The sequence below is a fragment of the Agromyces sp. 3263 genome (assembly GCF_031456545.1).
Classification (GTDB): domain Bacteria; phylum Actinomycetota; class Actinomycetes; order Actinomycetales; family Microbacteriaceae; genus Agromyces.
Window position 1 is genome coordinate 916,966 of the sequence record NZ_JAVDUV010000002.1, and the last position, 18,436, is coordinate 935,401.

Here is an 18,436-nt window from a genome sequence, read left to right on the forward strand (position 1 = left end):
CTCAGACCCAGGGGTCGCGCCAACCGCCGTGGTCGGCGACGAGCGCGTCGGCCTCCGCCGGCCCCCACGAACCCGGCGCGTACGGATGCACCGGCGGGGGCGCGTCGAGCAGCGGCTGCATGATGCGCCACGCCTCCTCGACGGTGTCCTGCCGGTTGAAGCGCGGGCGCACCCCGCGGATCGCCGCGAGAAGCAGTACCTCGTAGGGCGTCGGGCCCTCACCGCCCGCGGTCGCGAACTCCATGTCGAGGTCGATCGAACGCGGCTTCGGGGCATCCGCCCGCTGCGCGTTGAGCACGAGTCGCAGGCCGGTCGACGGATCGAGCCGCATGACGAGCTGATCGGTCGTGCTCTCGCCGTCCCGCAGGCCGAACCCGAGGTTGGGCGACGGCTTGAACACGAGTCGCACCTCGGTGGCCGTCACCGGCAGGAGCTTGCCCGTGCGGATGAAGAACGGCACGCCCGCCCACCGCCAGTTCTCGATGCCGAGCTCGAGGGCGATGAAGGTCTCGGTCGTCGAACCCCCGGCGACTCCCGGGATGTCCAGGTAGCCGTCGAACTGACCGCGCACCGCCTTGGCCGGGTCAGCGCTCGACACCGACTTGAACAACGACGTCTGCATGTCCTTGATGGTCTCGGTGTCGCCGCGCGAGGGCGCCTCCATCGCGACGGCGGCGACGACCTGCAGGAGGTGGTTCACCACGACGTCGCGGAGCGCCCCGACCGGATCGTAGAAGTGGCCTCGATCGGCGACGCCGAAGTCCTCCGCCATCGTGATGTGCACGCTGTCGACGTAGTTGCGGTTCCACACCGGCTCGAGCATCGTGTTCCCGAACCGCAGGTAGAGGATCTCCTCGAGGCCCATCTTCCCGAGGTAGTGGTCGATGCGGAACAGCCGCGACTCGTCGACGTACCGGTGCAGCTCGTCGGCGAGCGCGCGGGCCGACGCCAGGTCGTGCCCGAACGGCTTCTCGACGACGACGCGGCCGTGCTCGGTCAGCCCGGCGCCGGCGAGGCCCTTCACGACGGTGGCGAAGAGGTTCGGCGGCACCTCGAGGTAGGAGACCGGGGTGGTCGCGTCGCCGACGGCGGCCGCGACGCGGGCGTAGGTCGCGGCATCCGCGAAGTCTCCGTGCACGTAGGTCAGGCGCCCGGCGAATCGCTGGAACACCGACTCGTCGAGGGTCTCACCGGTGGCGGCGATGGAGGTGCGGGCACGTTCGACGAGCTGGTCGATCGTCCAGTCCTCGAACGCGACGCCCACGATGGGGCACTGCAGCAGGCCGCGCTGCTCGAGCCGGTAGAGGGAGTGGAACGTCATCACCCGCGCCAGGTCGCCGGTGATGCCGAAGATGACGAGCACGTCGCCCTCGGGCTCCGTCGTGCCCTGAGCGCGGGCCGCGCCATCGTCGGTCGCTGCGGACCCGGTCGTGGCCATCGTCGCCTCCTAGCGGGTCCGGCGTCCGGACGTGAGCACCGGGTCGACGAAGCCCGAGCCGTGGTCGAGCTGATAGTCGAGGTTGACCGCCGCGTTGATCAGCGACAGATGGCTGAACGCCTGCGGGAAGTTGCCGAGCTGCTCGCCCGTGAGCCCGATCTCCTCGGCGTAGAGCCCGAGGTGGTTCGCGTAGGTGAGCATCTTCTCGAAGGTGAGCTGCGCCTCGTCGAGGAATCCGGATCGGGCGAGGGCGTCGACGTACCAGAACGAGCACAGCGTGAACGTGCCCTCCGAACCGCGCAGGCCGTCGGGCGAGGCGCTCGGGTTGTAGCGGTAGACGAGGCTGTCCGAGACGAGCTCGGTGTCCATGGCCGCGAGCGTCGACAGCCACATCGGGTCGCGCGGCGCGATGAAGCCCATGAGCGGCATCACGAGCAGCGACGCGTCGAGCACGTCGGTGTCCTGGTGCTGCACGAAGGCCTGGCGCTCCTCGTGCCACCCGGTCGTCATCACCTGCTCGTAGATGGCGTCGCGCTGCTCGCGCCAGCGGACGATGGGAGCGGGCCGGCCGTGCTCCTGCGCGAGCCGGATGCCGCGGTCGAGCGCGATCCAGCACATGAAGCGGCCGAAGGTGAACTTCTGCTGGCCGCCGCGCGTCTCCCAGACGCCCTCCTCGGGCTGGTCCCAGTTGTCGCAGACCCAGTCGAGCATGCTGCTGATCTGCGTCCAGCCGACATGCGGGAGCTGGAGCCCGTGGGAGTCGGCGAGGTGGATGGAGTCCATCGCCTCGCCGTAGATGTCGAGCTGCATCTGGTCGGCCGCGCCGTTGCCGATGCGCACGGGGAGCGAGCCGCGGTACCCGGCAAGGTGCTCGAGCGACTCCTCGACGAGGTCGGATGACCCGTCGACCCGGTACATGATCTTCAGTGGTCCCGAGCCCGTGCCGACGCTCTCCTTCACGCGGTCCATGAGCCAGGCCACGAAGGCCTCGGCCTCCTCCGTGTAGCCGAGGCCGAGCAGTGCGTAGACCGAGAACGACGCGTCGCGGATCCACGTGTAGCGGTAGTCCCAGTTGCGTTCGCCGCCGACCTGCTCGGGAAGCCCCGCGGTGGGTGCGGCGACGAGTGCGCCCGTGGGCGCATAGGTCATGAGCTTCAACGTCATCGCCGACCGGGCGACCATCTCGCGCCACCGGCCCCGGTAGGTCGACCGGCTGTTCCACTCGCGCCAGAAGGCCCGCGTCTCGGCGAACATGGCGCGCAGCTCGTCGGGTGAGACCTGCGCCGGGTCGGCGCCGCCGGTCTCCATGACGACGCCGGTGATCTCGCCGGCGTTGAGGGTGCCGGTGATCCGGATGCCGCCGTCGACGAGTTCGACGTGGCCGGCGCGCTCCGTGCCGTGCACGATCATGCCGCCCACGCGGTGCACGGTGAGCGATTGGTCGCCGGCGGTGAAGCGCACCCCGTGCCCCTGGACCGGCTCGATGGTGTGGGCCGCGCGGCCGTAGTCGAACCGGGGCTCGATGACGCCCTCGAAGGTCATGGTGCCCCGCACCACGCGGATCATGCGCGCGATGCGGTGCCGGTCGGTCGCCTCATGCCCGGCGATCGGCATGAAGTCGACGACCTCGCCGACGCCCGCCTCGGTCATGAACCGGGTCACGAGGATCGCCGTGTTCGGCAGGTACAGCTGCCGTGTCACGTAGTCGTCGGCGGTCGGGCGAACCCGACAGAAGCCACCCTGATCGGCATCGAGCAGGGAACCGAAGATGCTCGGCGAGTCGAACCGTGGGCTGCAGAACCAGTCGATGGTGCCGTCGGTGGACACGAGCGCGGCGGTCTGCAGGTCGCCGATCAGCCCGTGGTCCGCGATGTTCGGGTACTCCCCCATGGACGCCCCTTCCCCCCAGGGCCCATCGTGGCACGGGACGTGGTCGTGTGTCATGACCACTTCGGGGCGAATCGGTGCCATCCAGGTGACGTACCCTCAGGGCAGGAGGTCATCATGATCACGAACGCCCCCGCACTTCTCCGGCTCGGGGTGATGGCCACCTCTCGCAAGGTCGACGAGCAGCGCCTGCCGATCCATCCGTCGCACTTCGAGCGGATCGACGACGACCTCCGCGCGAACCTCATGCTCGAGACCGGGTACGGCGATCGCTTCGGCGTCTCCGATGCGCAGCTCGCCCCGTTCGTCGGCGCCATCGCCTCGCGCGAGGCGATCATCGCCGAGGCCGACGTCATCACGCTGCCGAAGCCGCTCGCCTCGGACCTCGCCGACTTCCGCGACGGCCAGGTGCTCTGGGGGTGGCCGCACTGCGTGCAGGACCGCGACATGACGCAGCTCGCGATCGACAAGCGCCTCACCCTCATCGCGTGGGAGGCCTTGAACCACTGGAAGTCCGACGGCGGGTTCGGCCTGCACGTGTTCCACAAGAACAACGAGCTGGCGGGGTACTGCTCGGTGCTGCACGCTCTCCAGCTGTGCGGGTCGACGGGCGACTACGGTCGACGGCTGAACGCGGTGGTGATCGGGTTCGGCGCCACCGCTCGCGGCGCCGTCACGGCCCTGAACGCGCACGGCATCCACGACGTGCGCGTGCTGACGAACCGCGACACCGCCGCAGTTGGGTCGCCGATCCCCTCCATCGACATCATCCAGTTCGAGCACGACCCCGACGCGCCGTACGCGAGCACCGTCAACACGGAGGACGGCCCGGTCCCCCTGGCGCCCTTCCTCGCCGCCCACGACATCGTGGTGAACTGCACCCTGCAGGATCCGAACGCCCCGCTGACCTACCTCCGCACCGAGGACCTCGGCGCCTTCCGCCCCGGGAGCCTCATCGTCGACGTGTCGATCGACGCGGGCATGGGGTTCGAGTGGGCCAGGCCCACCTCGTTCGGCGATCCGATGTTCACGGTCGGCGAGTCGACGAACTACTACGCGGTCGACCACAGTCCGTCGTACCTCTGGAACTCCGCCACCTGGGAGATCAGCGAGGCGCTCATGCCGTTCCTCCGCACCGTCATGGAGGGTCCAGAGGCATGGGCCGCCTCCGACACGATCAGGCGTGCGACCGAGATCGAGCACGGCCAGGTCCGCAACGAGGCGATCCTCCAGTTCCAGGGGCGCTCGCCGGAGTACCCGTACCCGCAGCATTCCTGAGTCGGCGGTCCGCCGGCCCCGGTGACGGATGCCGCGGAGCTACGGCCGCGGCGGTCCGGCGAGCACCCGCGCGCGCGAGTACGGTGCGACGCGCTCGGCGGGAACCCGCCAGTCGGCCTCGAGCCACCACGTGACCCCGGCGTCGGCCCACGGACGCACGACCGCGGCATCCGCGACCCGGTCGACGCCGCCGGTGGTGCCCTCCTGCACGATGTCGAACGGCCGGTCGCCGAGCCCCAGTCGCTGCCGTTCGCTGCGGATCCAGGCGATGGCCTCGGCGGCGATCTCGGGCGTGTAGGTGCGCTGCTGCTCGACCGGGTCGATGCCGTCGGCGCCGGGTGGCGCGTAGTTGGGAATCCAGCCGTCGTAGCGGGCGACGCGGCGCATGGACCTCATGCGGGGCCACACCCCGACGACCCACGTCGGAATGCGCGGCTCCTGCACGATCGCCGGCGGCAGCATTGCCTCGGTGCGCCTCGCTCGGTAGTGCTCGCCCTCGTACTCGAAGGGCTCCGCCTGCCAGAGCTGCTGCATGAGCTCGAGGCCCTCGTCGAGCAGTTCGGCGCGCACGCGACGGCCGGGATCGTCCTCGAAGATCCAGAACCGCTCCTCGACGTCGGCGGGGACGCCGAGGCCGGCGGAGAGGATCACGCGACCGTTCGAGAGGCGGTCGACGGTCATGGTCTGCCCCGCGAGCTCCCACGGCCGGCGCCTCGGCACCGGGCTGAGCATCGTGCCGAGCCGGATGCGCTCGGTGACCATGGCGGCCGCCGCGAGCGTCGACCACGGATCAGTGGCCCAGATGCCCTCCCAGACGAAGAACGCGTCCCACCCGGACTCCTCGGCGAGCGCCGCGAGCTCGACGGCGAACGCCGGATCGGACCCGGTGTAGATGAAGCCGTGCTGCATGCCGCCGACGCTATCGCCGACCGCCGACACGCCTCGGGCACCCCGTGCCGCGCGGGTCAGCTCGCGCGGCGATACCGGATGTGCGTGGCCAGCGGCGACTGCAGCACCTCGACGGGCTCGAACCCGAACGAGTCGACACCGTCGAAGATCCGCTCGCCGGAGCCGAGCAGCACCGGGGCGATGTCGAGGGTGAGCTCGTCGACGACCCCGGCCACGAGCGCCTGCCGAACCGTGGATGCGCCCCCCGCGATGTCGACGCCGCCGTCGCCGGCCGCCTCGATGGCCCGTGCGTACGCGGCGTCGAAGCCCTCGGTGACGAAGTGGAAGGTCGTTCCGCCCTCCATCGCGATCGGCTCGTGCGCGTGGTGGGTGAGCACGAACACCGGCGCGTGGTACGGCGGCTCGGCACCCCACCATCCACGCCAGTCCTCCTCGTCCCACTCGCCGCGGATGGGCCCGAACATGTTGCGGCCCATCACGTACGCACCGCGTGGACGCATGAGCCAGCCAGCTGCGATCTCGTCGGCCTCGTTCGCGCGGGGGTCGCCGATGTGCCACCCGTGCAGCTCGATCCCACGCCTGCCGAGGGGGTTCTCGCGGCTCTGGTCGGGACCGGCGACGAACCCGTCGAGCGAGATCGACATGTGGCAGGTGGTGTCCGTCATCGACGACCCTTCAGAGCGAGTAAGCGGCAGTGGCGGCAATCTACCCGACCTGCGGCCTCGCCCGCGATGGAGTAGCGTCCATGGATCCACTCCCTCGCGCGACGGCGACGATCCGAGGCCCTATGAGCGACGACGACGACCGCACGGTCGACCGCTACCTTGCTTCGCTCGACGAGCAGACCGCCCGCGACAGCGAGACGCTGATCGAGATGATGCAGCGGATCAGCGGGCACCCGCCGACGTTGTGGAATGTCGGCACCATCGGGTTCGGCACCTACCACTACCGATATGGCACCGGACGCGAGGGAGACGGGCACACGATCGGCTTCTATCCGAGGAAGGGCAAGCTCACCATCTACCTCATGGATGGCACAGCACGCCATGCCGAGCTGCTGGATGAGCTGGGCACGCACTCCTCCACCGGCTACTGCGTGCACCTCCGGCGGCTCGGCGATGTCGACCTCGGAGTGCTCGAACGACTCATCCGGGCATCGTTCGACTTCGTGGAGTCGAAGGCCCGAGAGGGGCCGATACGCGAGATCCTCTGGAAGGCCGAGGATTAGCGAGGCTCGCATCACCTACGCTGCATAGGCGTTCACCTAATGCTGTTAGGCTGGACGAATGCGAACCTCGGCACTGTCGACCTCAGCGGTCATCGAACGTGGCGCCTCCCTGGCCGATGCCAACGGCTTCGCCGCGCTCACGATCGCCGACGTCGCCCGCTCGCTGAACGTGCAGGCGCCGAGCCTCTACAGCCACGTACGCAACCTCCAGGCCCTGCGTGACGGCATCGCGATCCTGGCCCTCCAAGATCTGGCGGATCGCATCGTGGAGGCCATCATGGGGCGCGCGGCGAAGGCGGCCCTCACCGGCTTCGCGAACGCCCACCGTTCCTTCGCCCGCGAACGACCGGGATGCTGGGAGGCCCTGCAGACGTCGCAGGGCGATGACGTCGCCGCAGCACCGGCCGCCCGGCGGCTCGTTCAGGCGACGAGCACCGTGCTGTTGGGATACGGGATCGCGCCGGGTGAGCACGTCCATGCGACACGGATCGTCGGCAGCGCCATCAACGGATTCGTCACGCTCGAGCGGGTCGGCAACTTCGCTAACAGTGAGCCGCCCGCCGATTCGACGTGGCCTCGACTCATCGATGCCCTCGACTCGGTCCTGCAGGACTGGGCGACCAGGGCGACCACCCCGGCCGACCCGAACGATCCGAACGACCCGCACGACCCGCACGACCCGAACGAAGGCACACCATGATCACCACCCCGATCACCGCGGAGTTGATCCACGGAGCAATCGAACTCGAAGCGACGCCCCGCGGAATCAGGCCGCACCGGCTCCCCCGGGCCATCCGCGAGCGTGACGCCGACCAGCAGCTCTCGCTCATGGAGGCGCAGCCGTCCGGCGTGCGGCTCGAGATGGTGACGGCGGCCCGCTCGATCACGGTCGAGATGCACGCCACACGCGTGGCGTATCGCGGCGTGGACCGGATGCGGGGCGCGGTCGACGTCGTCGTCGACGGCGTCGACCACGGGTCTCACGTGCTCGCTCACGGCGACCGAGTCGAGCTCGACATGCAGACCGGCGAGTCGACGTTCGTGGCGGGTGACACCGACCGCATCGTCATCGACGGCCTCCCCGCCGGCGAGAAGTCGATCGAGGTGTGGCTTCCCCACAACGAGGCGGTCGAGCTCGTCTCCCTGCACTCCGACCTGCCCGTCGGGCCCGACGATCGGCGAAGGCCGGTCTGGGTCCACCACGGCAGCTCGATCAGCCAGGGCTCGAACTCGACGTCGCCGACCCGCACCTGGCCGGCGGTGGCGGCCCGACGCGCGGGCGTCGGCCTGCACAATCTCGGCTTCGGCGGAAGCGCGCTGGTCGACCCGTTCATGGCTCGTGTCATCCGCGACACCCCCGCGGACCTCATCAGCCTCAAGCTCGGCATCAACGTGGTGAATCACGACGCCATGCGTCTGCGGAGCTTCGTGCCGGCCGTGCATGGATTCCTCGACACGATCCGCGACGGGCATCCGACCACGCCGATCCTGCTGGTCTCGCCGATCTTCTGCGGAATCCACGAGGACACGCCCGGGCCGGGTGCGATCGATCCCACGTCGCTGGGCACGGGCGGCATGAGGTTCGTCGCGGCCGGCCGGCCGGGCGACACCGGCCAGGGCCGGTTGACCCTCCAGGTGATCCGCACTGCACTGGCGGGCGTCGTGGAGGCGCGCTCCGACGATTCCAACCTGAGCTACCTCGACGGGCTCGCCCTGTACGGCGAGACGGACGCCCGGGCGCATCCGCTCCCCGACTCGCTCCACCCCGACACCGCCACGCACGAGCTCATCGGCGAGCGGTTCGCCGCTGCGGCCCTCGTCATCCCCGGGGATGATTCCCGGCGCGAACCCAGTCGCGCGCGGCATCCGCTCGGTAGACTGCAACGACACCACGCCGCCTGCTGACCGGCATCCGCCGTGTCCGACGACTGGAGCCCCCTTCCATGGTCCACACCTCCCTGATTCCCTGGCTCGACCCCGAGACGATCATCTCCGCGGCCGGCCCGTGGGCCCTCGTCGTGGTGTGCGCCATCGTGTTCGCCGAGACGGGCTTGCTCGTCGGCTTCCTGCTCCCCGGCGACACGCTCCTCGTCATCTCGGGCCTGCTCACGAACACGTCGCTGGTGTTCGGCGTCGACATCTGGTGGGTGTGCCTCGCGATCGGCTTCGCGGCGTTCCTGGGCGGTGAGGTCGGCTACCTGATCGGCCACAAGTTCGGGCCGAGCGTCTTCGAACGCAAGGAGTCGGGGCTCTTCAGCGTGAAGAACGTCGAGCGCACCAACGCGTTCTTCGAGCGCTTCGGCGCCCTGGCGATCATCCTGGCGCGCTTCGTGCCGATCGTGCGCACGTTCGCGCCCGTCGCCGCCGGCGTCGGCCACATGAACTACCGCAAGTACACGCTCTACAACCTCATCGGCGCGTTCATCTGGGGCGTCGGGCTCACCTACTTCGGCTACCTCATCGGCTACATCCCGCCGGTGGCCGAGTTCGTGCAGGAGTACATCGACGTCATCCTCCTCGGCGCCGTGGTGATCACCCTCATCCCCACGCTGTGGCACTACTTCCAGTCGATGCGCAAGGCGAAGAAGGCGGCGGCGGCCGGCGAAGACGTGGTCACCGACCACGACGAGGCGCAGCACCTCGTGCTCGACCCCGAGGTCTTCGAGCGCGGCCCCGAGGAGCGCTAGCCCCTCCACGAGGTCGGCGCGTCGGGGCTACACTCGGCGGCATGAGCTTCCTCTACGAGGAGAAAGCCTCATCCTCCCGCTTCGTCGACGTGGTCTGGCGCACCGTCGACACGAGCGACGGCACCTACCTCGCTGCCGCCGACGCGTGCTGGGACCTCATCTTCACGCGCCACGCGACGGGCTCGCGGGTCCTCATCAGCGGTCCATCGTCCCGGCCGACCGTGGTGCCCTACCGCGCCGGCAACCGAAACGTGGGCGTGCGCTTCACGCGCGGCACGTACTTCACCCACGTGAAGCCGCACTCGATGTGCGATCGCACCGTGCCGCTCAGCGTGCCCGACCCCGGCCACTTCGAACTCGCGGGACGCACCTGGCCCATTCCCGACTACGCCTCGGTCGACCACCTCCTCGACGCCTTCGACCGGCGGGGCCTGCTCGCGCACGACGCCGTCATCGAGGCGGCCCTGCACGAGCGCGCCCCGGCGTCGGTGTCCCCGCGTACCGTCGAACGGCACTTCTCGCGCATCACCGGTTGCAGCCGGCGACAGGTGCGCCAGATCGACCGGGCTCGCGAGGCGGCCGCCCGGCTGCGCACGGGCGAGGCGATCGCGGATGTCGCGTACGAACTCGGCTACGCCGACCAGTCGCACCTGACCCGCGACGTCAAGCGCCTGACCGGATACACGCCGGCGCAATCGCAGCACCGCGACGAGCCGGTGTGAGCCGCGCCGCGAATCGGTGTCGTTCCGGTTCAAGACGGCGGCCGTGGCATCCGCTTCACTCGTCCCGTCGCGCCCCCTGCGCGACAGCATGAGGGAGGGAATCGCCATGGAAGTCACGCCGTACACGATCGCGATCTCGGACGCCGAGCTCGCCGACCTGCACTCGCGCCTGGAGCGGACCCGCTGGCCCGCAGCCCTCACCGAGGGCTGGGAACGCGGAACGCCCGTGCCGTACGCCCGCCGGCTCGCCGACCACTGGCGGACCGGCTACGACTGGCGGGACGCAGAGGCCCGCCTGAACCGCCTTCCCCAGTTCGTCGTCGAGGTCGACGGTCAGCCCATCCACGGCCTCCACGTGCGATCAGCGGATGACGCGGCCGTGCCACTGCTCCTCGTGCACGGCTACCCGTCGTCGTTCGTCGAGTTCGCCCGCATCGCGCCGGTGCTCGCCGAGCGACCGGACGTGACGGGGGGCGTCGGACCCGCGCCGGCGTTCCACGTCGTCGCGCCGTCGATCCCGGGCTTCGGGTTCTCCACGCCGCTCACCGGCCACGGCTGGGACATCGCCCGCACGGCGCGCGCGTTCGACGAGCTCATGCTGGCGCTCGGCTACGACCGGTACGCCGTGTTCGGCGAGGACGTCGGCGCCGGCATCGCCGAGCAGCTGTGCCTCGACGCCGGCGAGCACGTGCTCGGGCTGATCGCGGCGACCGATCCCGGCGCGATCGCGACCCAGTACACGCCGCCCACCGATCACCTCACCGCCGCGGAGCGCGAGCACCACGAGCGCCTGAAGGACGCGCGCTCCGAGGACTTCGGCTACCTGGCCCTGCAGACCACCCGGCCGCTCAGCGTCGCGTACGGGCTTACCGACTCGCCCATCGCCCAGGCGACGTGGATCGCGGAGAAGTTCCAGGAGTGGACCGACCCCGCACGCGACCTGCCCGAGGACGCCGTCGACCTCGACGACCTGCTCACGCTGATCAGCGTGGCCTGGTTCGGCCGGGGCGGCGACGGGGCCGCGAACCTGCTGTACGAGACCGCGCACGCACAGGTCGCGTGGGGGCGCAGCCACGACCGCCCGCAGGGCATCGCCGCGTTCGGCGACGAGCCGCTCATGCGGCGCATCCTCGACCCCGACGGGCATCTCGCGTTCTGGAACGAGCACCGGCACGGCGGGCACTTCCCGGCGATGGAGGCGCCCGATGACCTCGTCGGTGACATCCGGAGCTACTTCGCGCGGCTGGTCACGGTGTGAGGAGGGCCCCGAAGGTCACGGATGCCGCGTCGGCTCCTGCTCGGCGCGACCGGCGGGCTCGAGCTGGAACGTCGAGTGGGCCACGTCGAAGTGCTCCGAGAGGCATCCGCCGAGCTCGTCGAGCAGCGCACCCGCGCAACCCGACTCGAACACGTCGGCATCGACCTCGACATGGGCGCTGAACACCGGCGACCCCGAGGTGATCTGCCAGACGTGCACGTCGTGCACGGCCACCACACCCGGCGTGCCGAGCAGGTGCTCGCGGATCTCGGCGACGTCGGTGTCGGCGGGGGCCGACTCGAAGAGCACGTGCATGACGTCGCGCAGCAGCATGAGCGCGCGCGGCACGATGAGCACGGCGATCGCCATCGACGCGATCGGGTCGGCAGCGTCGAATCCGGTCGTGACGATGACGACGGCCGCGATGATCACCAGCCCCGAGCCGATGAGGTCGCCGAGCACCTCGAGGTAGGCGCCGCGCACGTTGATCGAGTCCTTCGCCCCCGCCCGCAGCACGAGCATGGCGGCGAGGTTCGCGAGCAGCCCGAGCACGGCGACGACGAGCATCACCCCGCCGCGCACCTCGTGCGCCTCCCCCTCGGCGCCCGACACGAGCCGCCCGACCGCCGAGACCAGCACGGTCACGGCCACGACGATGAGGATGACGCCGTTCACGAGGGCGCCGAGCACCTCGGCCCGACGGTATCCGTAGGTCTGCCGGTCGGTCGCGGGGCGCGCGGCGACCATCGCCGCCACGAGCGCGACCACGAGGCCGATGAGGTCGCTCGCCATGTGGCCCGCGTCGGCGAGCAGCGAGAGCGAGCCGCTGAGCACGCCGCCCACCACCTGCACGACGAGGAACGCGCCGATGATCGCGATCGCCACCAGCAGCCTGGTGCGGTTCGCGGTCGCCCCGTGGGCGTGCGCGTGCTCGTGGGAGTGTGCCATCACCTCAAGGGTAGGCGCGGATGCCGCGTGCGGCCCCTGATGGGAATGAGTCCCCTTCTCAGCCGAGCCCCGTTCTCACCCGAGGCCGGTGCGGAAGCCGTCCCGCCAGCTCGGGTAGCGCAGCTCCCAGCCGAGCTCGCGCTTCGCCTTCGCGTTCGACGAGCCGCGGATCTCGGTCATCATCGAGACGCCATGCTCGCCGATGAGCGCGCGAGCCACGAGCGCGGGCACGTGCATCGGCGGCTTGGCGCCGCTGATCCGGGCGAGCTCCGGCAACCACTCCGAGACCGGCGCCGGGTCATCGTCGACGACGTTGTAGACGCCGGGGGCGCCTCGCGTGACGGCCAGGGCGGTGGCGGATGCGGCGTCGTCGACGTGCACGAACGACCAGACACCGGTGCCGCCGCCGACGAGCGGCAGCTTGCGCGCCCGGACCATCGCCAGCATCGCGCCGCCCCGGCCGATGGCATTGCCCGGGCCGTACAGGTTGCCGTAGCGGAGCACGAGCCCCGCGGCATCCGTGGTCACCTGCTCGACGTGCCGGATCGCGGCGATCGACTGCCGTGACGCGGCGGTCGGCGCCGGGTCGAGCGGGTCCTCCTCGGTCTTGACCGGGCCGCCGGTCCGCTCGTTGGGCCAGCCGGTGTAGCTCTGCGCGATGAACCGCCCCACCGCTGCCTCGCGAGCGGCGGCGAGCAGGTGGTCGGTGCCGCGGGTGCGCAGCGCGTTGGTCGCGGCGAACTCCTCGTCGAAGTGCTTGACGTCGCCCTCCATGGCGCTGAGCCCGGTGAGCTCGTGCACGATCACGTCGGGCCGTGCGTCGAGCACGGCGGTGCGCACGGATGCCGCGTCGAGGCCGTCCATGACGACCCCCGTCGCCCCGGCCGCCTCGATCGCGCCGAGGCGTTCCGGCTTCCGCGAGGTGCCGACGACCTCGTGGCCCGCAGCCACGAGCAGCGGCACCAACCTGGATCCCACGGCGCCCGAGGCGCCGGCGATGAAGACTCGCATGTGTCGATTCCTTCCTGTCACCCCCTCCGACGGATCGGGCACCCGGTCTGTGACGGGCGGCGGCAGATCTGCTCGGAACCTCTCCGATCGGCATGTGCCAAGCTCGGACCATGCCCACCTCCACCGCGGAGCTCGGCGAGCTCCGGCCGCTCATGTTCTCGATCGCGTATCGCATGCTCGGCAGCGTGTCGGACGCCGAGGACGTCGTGCAGGAGGCATCCCTGCGCCTGCACGAGCGTTCGCGTTCGGGTGAGCCGATCGAGCGCCCCGAGGCGTTCGCGTCGACCGTCGCGACGCGGCTCGCGATCGACGCGCTGCGTTCCGCGCGCCGCCGTCACGAGGTGTACCTGGGAACCTGGCTGCCCGAGCCCCTGCCCGACGACGACCAGGATCCGGCGCACCGCGTCGAACGCGACGAGACCCTCTCGTTCGCATTCCTCGCGGTGCTCGAGCGGCTCGGACCTGTCGAGCGGGCCGTGTTCCTGCTCCGCGAGGTCTTCGTGATGGACTACGCCGAGATCGCCGCGATCGTCGAACGCGACGAAGCGGCCTGCCGCCAGATCCTGCACCGAGCCCGGGCGCGCATCGCCGACGGCCGGCCGCGCTCGAAGACCGATGCCGCCCGCGACGCCGCCCTCCTCGACACGTTCTTCGCGGCGCTCGACGTGGGCGACGTCGACGCGCTCGCGAGCGTGCTCGCCGACGACGTGGCGTTCTACGCCGATGGCGGCGGCAAGGCGCCGGCGGTGCGGCATCCGCTGCACGGCAACGTCACCGTGGCACGATTCCTGGCGGGCCTCGTGCGTCGCGGCGTGGGACTCCAGGTGCGCATGGAGCGCACCTGGATGAACGGCGACGCCGCACTGCGGGTGAGCAGCGCCGACGGCGCAACGCTGAGTCTGCTCATGGTGCACGTCGACGACGGCCGCATCTCGGTGATCGGCAACCAGCTCAACCCCGACAAGCTCCGCCACCTCGGACCGGTCGGCGACCTGAACGCCCTCGTCTCGGGGGATCACTGAGGCGGCGTCATCCCTCACCGGAGCAGCGGCTCTGGACGCGCTACCTTGGGGACACCGCAACAGAGAGGAGAGCCCGATGGGCAAGGTGGTCATGTACAGCTCGGTGTCGATCGACGGCTTCATCGCCGACGAGCACGACCAGCCGGGGCCCCTGTTCGACTGGTTGGTCAGCGGTGACGTGCCCTTGGACGAGGGCGGCGTGCTGAAGGTGTCGCAGGCGTCCTACCACTACACCCGGTCGTACTGGGACCAGATCGGGGTGACGGTCGCCGGCCGCCACGTCTTCGACCTGACGGACGGCTGGGACGGGACGCCTCCGAGCGGGATCGATCACGTGGTCGTCGTGACCCACCGGCCTCCGCCCGAGGGTTGGGACCCCGAGGCGCCGTTCCACTTCGTCGACGGCGTCGAAGCGGCCGTGGCCAGGGCGAAGGAGCTTGCGGGTGACCGCATGGTCGAGGTCGCCGCCGGCGAGCTCGGCGGCCAGGCTTTTGCCGCGGGCCTGGTCGACGAGGTGCGCATGGACGTCGTGCCCGTCGTGTTCGGGTCGGGCAAGCGTTACTTCGGGTCGGTCGACGCACAGCACCTCCTGGAGGATCCAGACGCCGTGATCCAGGGCGAGCGGGTGCTTCACCTGCGATTCCAGGTGCGTCGCTGACCGAGCGGAGACCCATGCCCGCCGCCCACCGTCCCGGCCTTCGGGTCGACTCGACCCTCACGATCCCCGAGTCCGAGCTGTCCTGGCGGTTCTCCAGGTCATCCGGCCCCGGCGGGCAGGGCGTGAACACGGCCGACTCCCGAGCCGAGCTCGTGTGGGATGTCGCGGGCTCGGCGACCCTCGCTCCGTACCAGAGGGAGCAGATCCTCGAGCGCCTGAGCGGCCGGATCGTCGAGGGCGTGCTGACAGTCACGGCCTCCGAACATCGCGCGCAATTGCGCAACCGGGAAGCCGCGCGCGCTCGACTCGCCGTCCTCGTGGCCGAGGCGCTGCGACCCCCGCCGCCGACGCGACGACCGACGAGGCCGAGCCGCGGTGCCGCGGAACGACGCTTGGACGCCAAGAAGCGGCGCACGGACGTCAAGCGACTTCGCCGCCCACCTCACGACTGACCGGCGAGGCGGCATCCCCCCGGTTGCGACCCGATCTGGGCGAGATTGTTGATCAATCTCCGCGAGCACCGTAGGGTCCTGAGTGACCGCAGGGGGACAACGTTGTCCCTCTCGTGGGAAAGCGCTCTCCTCTGACGGAAGGACCTCAGTGAAATCCAGAGTTCTCGCCATCGCCGGCTCGGTGGCCATCGCCGTACCCCTGGCACTCGGCACGGCGGGTGCCGCCAGCGCCGCCGCGGCCGACACTCCGCCAGTCACGCTCGTCGACAACACCACCGCCCCGATCTACGACTACGCCGACGCCATTCGCGAGACCGTGTGGGTCGATGCTCCCGACCTCGACGGCGACGGTGTCGACGAGCGGATCGCCACCGACATCATCCGGCCCCGGGAGCTGGACGGCAACGCCCGCATCCCGATCATCATGGACGCGAGCCCCTACTACCTGAGCTCCGGGCGAGGGAACGAGGCTGAGCGCAAGGAGTACGACGCGGCCGGCAACCTCGTCAAGTTCCCGCTGTACTACGACAACTACTTCGTGCCGCGCGGCTACGCCTACGTCGCCGTCGACATGGCCGGCACCGCCCGTTCGACCGGTTGCACCGACGAGGGAGGTCGTTCCGACATCGAGTCGGTCAAGGCCGTCGTGGAGTGGCTGGACGGCCAGGGCGTCGCGTACGACGCGAGCGGCACGGTCGTCGCGGCGGACTGGAGCAACGGCAGGACCGGCATGATCGGCAAGTCCTATGACGGGACCCTCGCCAACGGTGTCGCTGCCACCGGCGTCGACGGCTTGAAGACGATCGTGCCGATCAGCGCCATCAGCTCCTGGTACGACTACAACCGCTGGCAGGGCGCAGTGAAGTCCAACAACTACCCGAGCAGCCTGTCCCGGTCCGTCGCATCCAATCGCACCATCGAAACCGACTGCTCGGCTCGGCTGAACTGGATGAACGCCAACGACGGTGACGAGACCGGTGCCTACACCGACTTCTGGGCCGAGCGCGACTACCGGGATGGCACCTCCTACGACGTGTCCAAGGTCAAGGCCAGCGTGTTCATCGTGCACGGACTGCAGGACACGAACGTCAAGACGATGAACGCCTCGAAGTGGTGGGAGGACCTCGGCGAGCAGGGGGTCCTCCGCAAGATGTGGCTCACCCGCCTCGGGCACGTGGACCCCTTCGACTCCGAGCGCGCACTGTGGGTCGACACGCTCCACCGATGGTTCGACCACGAGCTCATGGACATCGACAACGGCATCGACCGTGAGCCCGCCGTCAGCGTCGAGACCGCGCCGAACCAGTGGGAGCAGTCGCCCACCTGGCCGATCTCCTCGGCCCGCACCCAGACGCTGAACCTGCACGCCGACGGCACGCTGATGCTGGGCAGGCAGGACCGTTCCACGGCCAGCTACATCAACTCCACGTCGCTGAGCGAGGCGAACGCGGTCAAGATCGGCGACAACGCCAACCGGCTGCAGTTCCTCACCGGCACGACCAAGCACGACGTCCGGATCTCGGGCACGCCGACCCTCGACCTCGACGTCACGCACGGCGCCCCGGTCGGGCAGGTGTCGGTCATGCTGGTCGACTACGGCGTGATGGACCGCGTCAGCGCCTCCGGCGACGGCGCGCAGACGCTGGGCACGGAGTCCTGCTGGGGACCGGCGACAGCAACCGACGACGCCTGCTACTTCGACGTCACCAAGCGCATCTCGAGCACCGAGCTGCAAGTGCTGGCCCGGGGCTGGGCTCGCCTGGATGGGGCCGGCAACCACAAGGTCACCGTCGAACTGGCTGCCAACGACGTCGTCGTCCCGGCAGGTCACCAGCTCGGCGTGGTGATCAGTGGCAGCCGCAACGGCGTCCTCGCGGTCGACACCGCAGCGACGACCTACACGGTCGACCTCAGCGGCTCGAAGCTCAATCTCCCCGTCTCGGGTCCGATGGCGGGCTTCGGCCCTGGTCACCTGACCGCGAAGGACACCGAGCACCTGAGCCCGGGAACGTTGGCCAACCTCGACGAAACGGTGTGGCCCGGCAACTGACCCGAGCCGGAGGCGCCGGCCACCACGGCGGTCGCCTCCGGCGGCGAGCTCAGCGGCATTCGGACGATTCCGGATGCCGCTGGGCTCGTGCTCCGACGATCACGCGGTCACCCGCCCGCCGACGGCTACCACGTGACCCTCCACGATCGCGCCTGATTCATCCCTCGCCGCCGACGGCGCGTCCTGGCTCGACGCAGGCGTCAGTCGTCGGTGTCGGTCCAGGACGCGATGTCCACGCCGTGGTTGTCGGGCGACGCGAGCGTCCACCACGAGGGGGCGTGCGAATCATCGACGAGTCGTCCGCCGGCGGCCAGCACGGCGTCCACCCGCGCTTCGGCCCGGTCGGCCGGCACGAAGACGTCGAAATGCGTGCGGCCTCTGCCGCGAGCGTCGCCGGTGATCGGGTTGAAGGCGAGCTGCGGTCCGCAGCGGAGCGGATCGACGGCATCCGTGTCTCCGAACTCCTCGTAGCCCAGCGCGGCGGTGAAGAACGGTCGGACGTCGACCTCGGACTGCTGGGCGACGTAGATGCCGATCGACTGCGCCATCGAGGGATCCGGCGTCAGCACCAGTTCGGCGGCAGCCCGGGACACGGCAGCAGCGAAATCCGCTGCGACCGCCGAGATTCCGTCCGGGCTGCGGTATGGGATGCGGACCACGATGCCCTCAGGGCGAAGGTCGACGTCCGGCTGCACGCCGAGTCGCTCGGCGGCGGCGACGACCGGGGCCACGAGGGCGGCCGCGTGGCTCAGGGAGCTCGCCCTGAAGACCGCCTGCGGACCGGTGCCCGTGACTCGCCAGTCGGAGACGCCCGGTGCTCGGTGGAACTCGGCGGCAGAGATCCAGTCGGCCCCGCCCGTCGCTGCAGCCATCTTGGACTCCATTCCC

General features: G+C 70.1%; 18 protein-coding genes. 11 read left to right on the forward strand and 7 right to left on the reverse strand.

The window, feature by feature from the left end; genetic code table 11:
- Nucleotide 1: 1 nt before the first annotated feature.
- Nucleotides 2-1,438 (reverse strand): glucose-6-phosphate dehydrogenase, encoded by a 1,437-nt coding sequence (gene zwf / locus J2X63_RS17575; protein ID WP_309979619.1) that lies wholly within the window; start codon nucleotides 1,436-1,438, stop codon nucleotides 2-4.
- Between the two features lie 9 nt (nucleotides 1,439-1,447).
- Nucleotides 1,448-3,328 (reverse strand): glycoside hydrolase family 15 protein, encoded by a 1,881-nt coding sequence (locus J2X63_RS17580; RefSeq protein ID WP_309979621.1) that lies wholly within the window; start codon nucleotides 3,326-3,328, stop codon nucleotides 1,448-1,450.
- A gap of 114 nt (nucleotides 3,329-3,442) precedes the next feature.
- Here J2X63_RS17580 and J2X63_RS17585 point away from each other — a divergent pair, with 114 nt between their 5' ends.
- A complete protein-coding gene (locus J2X63_RS17585) occupies nucleotides 3,443-4,603 on the forward strand; it encodes a N(5)-(carboxyethyl)ornithine synthase (RefSeq protein ID WP_309979624.1) in 1,161 nt (386 codons plus the stop codon).
- A gap of 39 nt (nucleotides 4,604-4,642) precedes the next feature.
- Here J2X63_RS17585 and J2X63_RS17590 read toward each other — a convergent pair whose 3' ends face one another.
- Nucleotides 4,643-5,512 carry an LLM class flavin-dependent oxidoreductase gene (locus tag J2X63_RS17590; protein WP_309979626.1) on the reverse strand — a complete coding sequence of 290 codons (870 nt, stop codon included), beginning with the start codon at nucleotides 5,510-5,512 and terminating at the stop codon, nucleotides 4,643-4,645.
- 56 nt (nucleotides 5,513-5,568) lie between these two features.
- Entirely contained in the window at nucleotides 5,569-6,177 is a 609-nt protein-coding gene (locus J2X63_RS17595; protein WP_309979627.1) for a dihydrofolate reductase family protein, read from the reverse strand.
- 122 nt (nucleotides 6,178-6,299) lie between these two features.
- Between J2X63_RS17595 and J2X63_RS17600 the strand changes: the two genes are divergently transcribed.
- The 6 genes from J2X63_RS17600 (at nucleotide 6,300) to J2X63_RS17625 (ending at nucleotide 11,407) form a co-directional block, all read left to right on the forward strand.
- Nucleotides 6,300-6,740, forward strand: coding sequence for a DUF1801 domain-containing protein (locus J2X63_RS17600; RefSeq protein WP_309979629.1), 441 nt, complete (start codon nucleotides 6,300-6,302; stop codon nucleotides 6,738-6,740).
- A 58-nt stretch (nucleotides 6,741-6,798) separates the two neighbouring features.
- Nucleotides 6,799-7,440 (forward strand): WHG domain-containing protein, encoded by a 642-nt coding sequence (locus J2X63_RS17605; protein WP_309979631.1) that lies wholly within the window; start codon nucleotides 6,799-6,801, stop codon nucleotides 7,438-7,440.
- Entirely contained in the window at nucleotides 7,437-8,645 is a 1,209-nt protein-coding gene (locus J2X63_RS17610; RefSeq protein ID WP_309979634.1) for a GDSL-type esterase/lipase family protein, read from the forward strand. Before J2X63_RS17605 ends, J2X63_RS17610 begins: the two co-directional genes overlap by 4 nt.
- Before the next feature lie 38 nt (nucleotides 8,646-8,683).
- A complete protein-coding gene (locus tag J2X63_RS17615; RefSeq protein WP_309979637.1) occupies nucleotides 8,684-9,427 on the forward strand; it encodes a VTT domain-containing protein in 744 nt (247 codons plus the stop codon).
- 41 nt (nucleotides 9,428-9,468) lie between these two features.
- Complete coding sequence (locus J2X63_RS17620) at nucleotides 9,469-10,149, forward strand: AraC family transcriptional regulator (RefSeq protein WP_309979638.1); 681 nt, start codon at nucleotides 9,469-9,471, stop codon at nucleotides 10,147-10,149.
- Between the two features lie 106 nt (nucleotides 10,150-10,255).
- Complete coding sequence (locus J2X63_RS17625) at nucleotides 10,256-11,407, forward strand: alpha/beta fold hydrolase (RefSeq protein WP_309979640.1); 1,152 nt, start codon at nucleotides 10,256-10,258, stop codon at nucleotides 11,405-11,407.
- Nucleotides 11,408-11,422: 15 nt separating this feature from the next.
- Here J2X63_RS17625 and J2X63_RS17630 read toward each other — a convergent pair whose 3' ends face one another.
- Both J2X63_RS17630 and J2X63_RS17635 read right to left on the reverse strand, forming a co-directional pair.
- Nucleotides 11,423-12,355, reverse strand: a complete 933-nt coding sequence (locus tag J2X63_RS17630; protein WP_309979642.1) for a cation diffusion facilitator family transporter — start codon at nucleotides 12,353-12,355, stop codon at nucleotides 11,423-11,425.
- Between the two features lie 75 nt (nucleotides 12,356-12,430).
- On the reverse strand, nucleotides 12,431-13,366 hold the full coding sequence (locus J2X63_RS17635) for an NAD(P)-dependent oxidoreductase (protein WP_309979644.1): 936 nt from the start codon (nucleotides 13,364-13,366) through the stop codon (nucleotides 12,431-12,433).
- 110 nt (nucleotides 13,367-13,476) lie between these two features.
- Between J2X63_RS17635 and sigJ the strand changes: the two genes are divergently transcribed.
- The 4 genes from sigJ to J2X63_RS17655 all read left to right on the forward strand — a co-directional run bounded on the left by sigJ (nucleotide 13,477) and on the right by J2X63_RS17655 (nucleotide 17,548).
- Nucleotides 13,477-14,388, forward strand: a complete 912-nt coding sequence (sigJ, locus tag J2X63_RS17640) for an RNA polymerase sigma factor SigJ (protein WP_309979647.1) — start codon at nucleotides 13,477-13,479, stop codon at nucleotides 14,386-14,388.
- Nucleotides 14,389-14,464: 76 nt separating this feature from the next.
- Nucleotides 14,465-15,046, forward strand: a complete 582-nt coding sequence (locus J2X63_RS17645; protein WP_309979649.1) for a dihydrofolate reductase family protein — start codon at nucleotides 14,465-14,467, stop codon at nucleotides 15,044-15,046.
- A 14-nt stretch (nucleotides 15,047-15,060) separates the two neighbouring features.
- Nucleotides 15,061-15,498, forward strand: a complete 438-nt coding sequence (arfB, locus tag J2X63_RS17650; protein ID WP_309979651.1) for an alternative ribosome rescue aminoacyl-tRNA hydrolase ArfB — start codon at nucleotides 15,061-15,063, stop codon at nucleotides 15,496-15,498.
- A gap of 148 nt (nucleotides 15,499-15,646) precedes the next feature.
- Entirely contained in the window at nucleotides 15,647-17,548 is a 1,902-nt protein-coding gene (locus tag J2X63_RS17655; protein WP_309979652.1) for a CocE/NonD family hydrolase, read from the forward strand.
- Between the two features lie 200 nt (nucleotides 17,549-17,748).
- On the opposite strand, the gene J2X63_RS17660 is transcribed toward J2X63_RS17655, so the two are convergent.
- Nucleotides 17,749-18,420, reverse strand: a complete 672-nt coding sequence (locus tag J2X63_RS17660) for a VOC family protein (protein WP_309979655.1) — start codon at nucleotides 18,418-18,420, stop codon at nucleotides 17,749-17,751.
- Nucleotides 18,421-18,436: the final 16 nt, after the last annotated feature.

Bases quoted from the DNA above. Each gene is read 5' to 3' on its own strand.
- J2X63_RS17625 (WP_309979640.1), top strand. From the start codon at position 10,256: ATGGAAGTCACGCCGTACACGATCGCGATCTCGGACGCCGAGCTCGCC.
- zwf (WP_309979619.1), bottom strand. From the start codon at position 1,438: ATGGCCACGACCGGGTCCGCAGCGACCGACGATGGCGCGGCCCGCGCT.
- J2X63_RS17620 (WP_309979638.1), top strand. From the start codon at position 9,469: ATGAGCTTCCTCTACGAGGAGAAAGCCTCATCCTCCCGCTTCGTCGAC.
- J2X63_RS17615 (WP_309979637.1), top strand. From the start codon at position 8,684: ATGGTCCACACCTCCCTGATTCCCTGGCTCGACCCCGAGACGATCATC.
- J2X63_RS17590 (WP_309979626.1), bottom strand. From the start codon at position 5,512: ATGCAGCACGGCTTCATCTACACCGGGTCCGATCCGGCGTTCGCCGTC.
- J2X63_RS17580 (WP_309979621.1), bottom strand. From the start codon at position 3,328: ATGGGGGAGTACCCGAACATCGCGGACCACGGGCTGATCGGCGACCTG.
- J2X63_RS17635 (WP_309979644.1), bottom strand. From the start codon at position 13,366: ATGCGAGTCTTCATCGCCGGCGCCTCGGGCGCCGTGGGATCCAGGTTG.
- J2X63_RS17645 (WP_309979649.1), top strand. From the start codon at position 14,465: ATGGGCAAGGTGGTCATGTACAGCTCGGTGTCGATCGACGGCTTCATC.
- J2X63_RS17660 (WP_309979655.1), bottom strand. From the start codon at position 18,420: ATGGCTGCAGCGACGGGCGGGGCCGACTGGATCTCTGCCGCCGAGTTC.
- arfB (WP_309979651.1), top strand. From the start codon at position 15,061: ATGCCCGCCGCCCACCGTCCCGGCCTTCGGGTCGACTCGACCCTCACG.
- J2X63_RS17600 (WP_309979629.1), top strand. From the start codon at position 6,300: ATGAGCGACGACGACGACCGCACGGTCGACCGCTACCTTGCTTCGCTC.
- J2X63_RS17585 (WP_309979624.1), top strand. From the start codon at position 3,443: ATGATCACGAACGCCCCCGCACTTCTCCGGCTCGGGGTGATGGCCACC.
- sigJ (WP_309979647.1), top strand. From the start codon at position 13,477: ATGCCCACCTCCACCGCGGAGCTCGGCGAGCTCCGGCCGCTCATGTTC.
- J2X63_RS17605 (WP_309979631.1), top strand. From the start codon at position 6,799: ATGCGAACCTCGGCACTGTCGACCTCAGCGGTCATCGAACGTGGCGCC.
- J2X63_RS17610 (WP_309979634.1), top strand. From the start codon at position 7,437: ATGATCACCACCCCGATCACCGCGGAGTTGATCCACGGAGCAATCGAA.
- J2X63_RS17595 (WP_309979627.1), bottom strand. From the start codon at position 6,177: ATGACGGACACCACCTGCCACATGTCGATCTCGCTCGACGGGTTCGTC.
- J2X63_RS17630 (WP_309979642.1), bottom strand. From the start codon at position 12,355: ATGGCACACTCCCACGAGCACGCGCACGCCCACGGGGCGACCGCGAAC.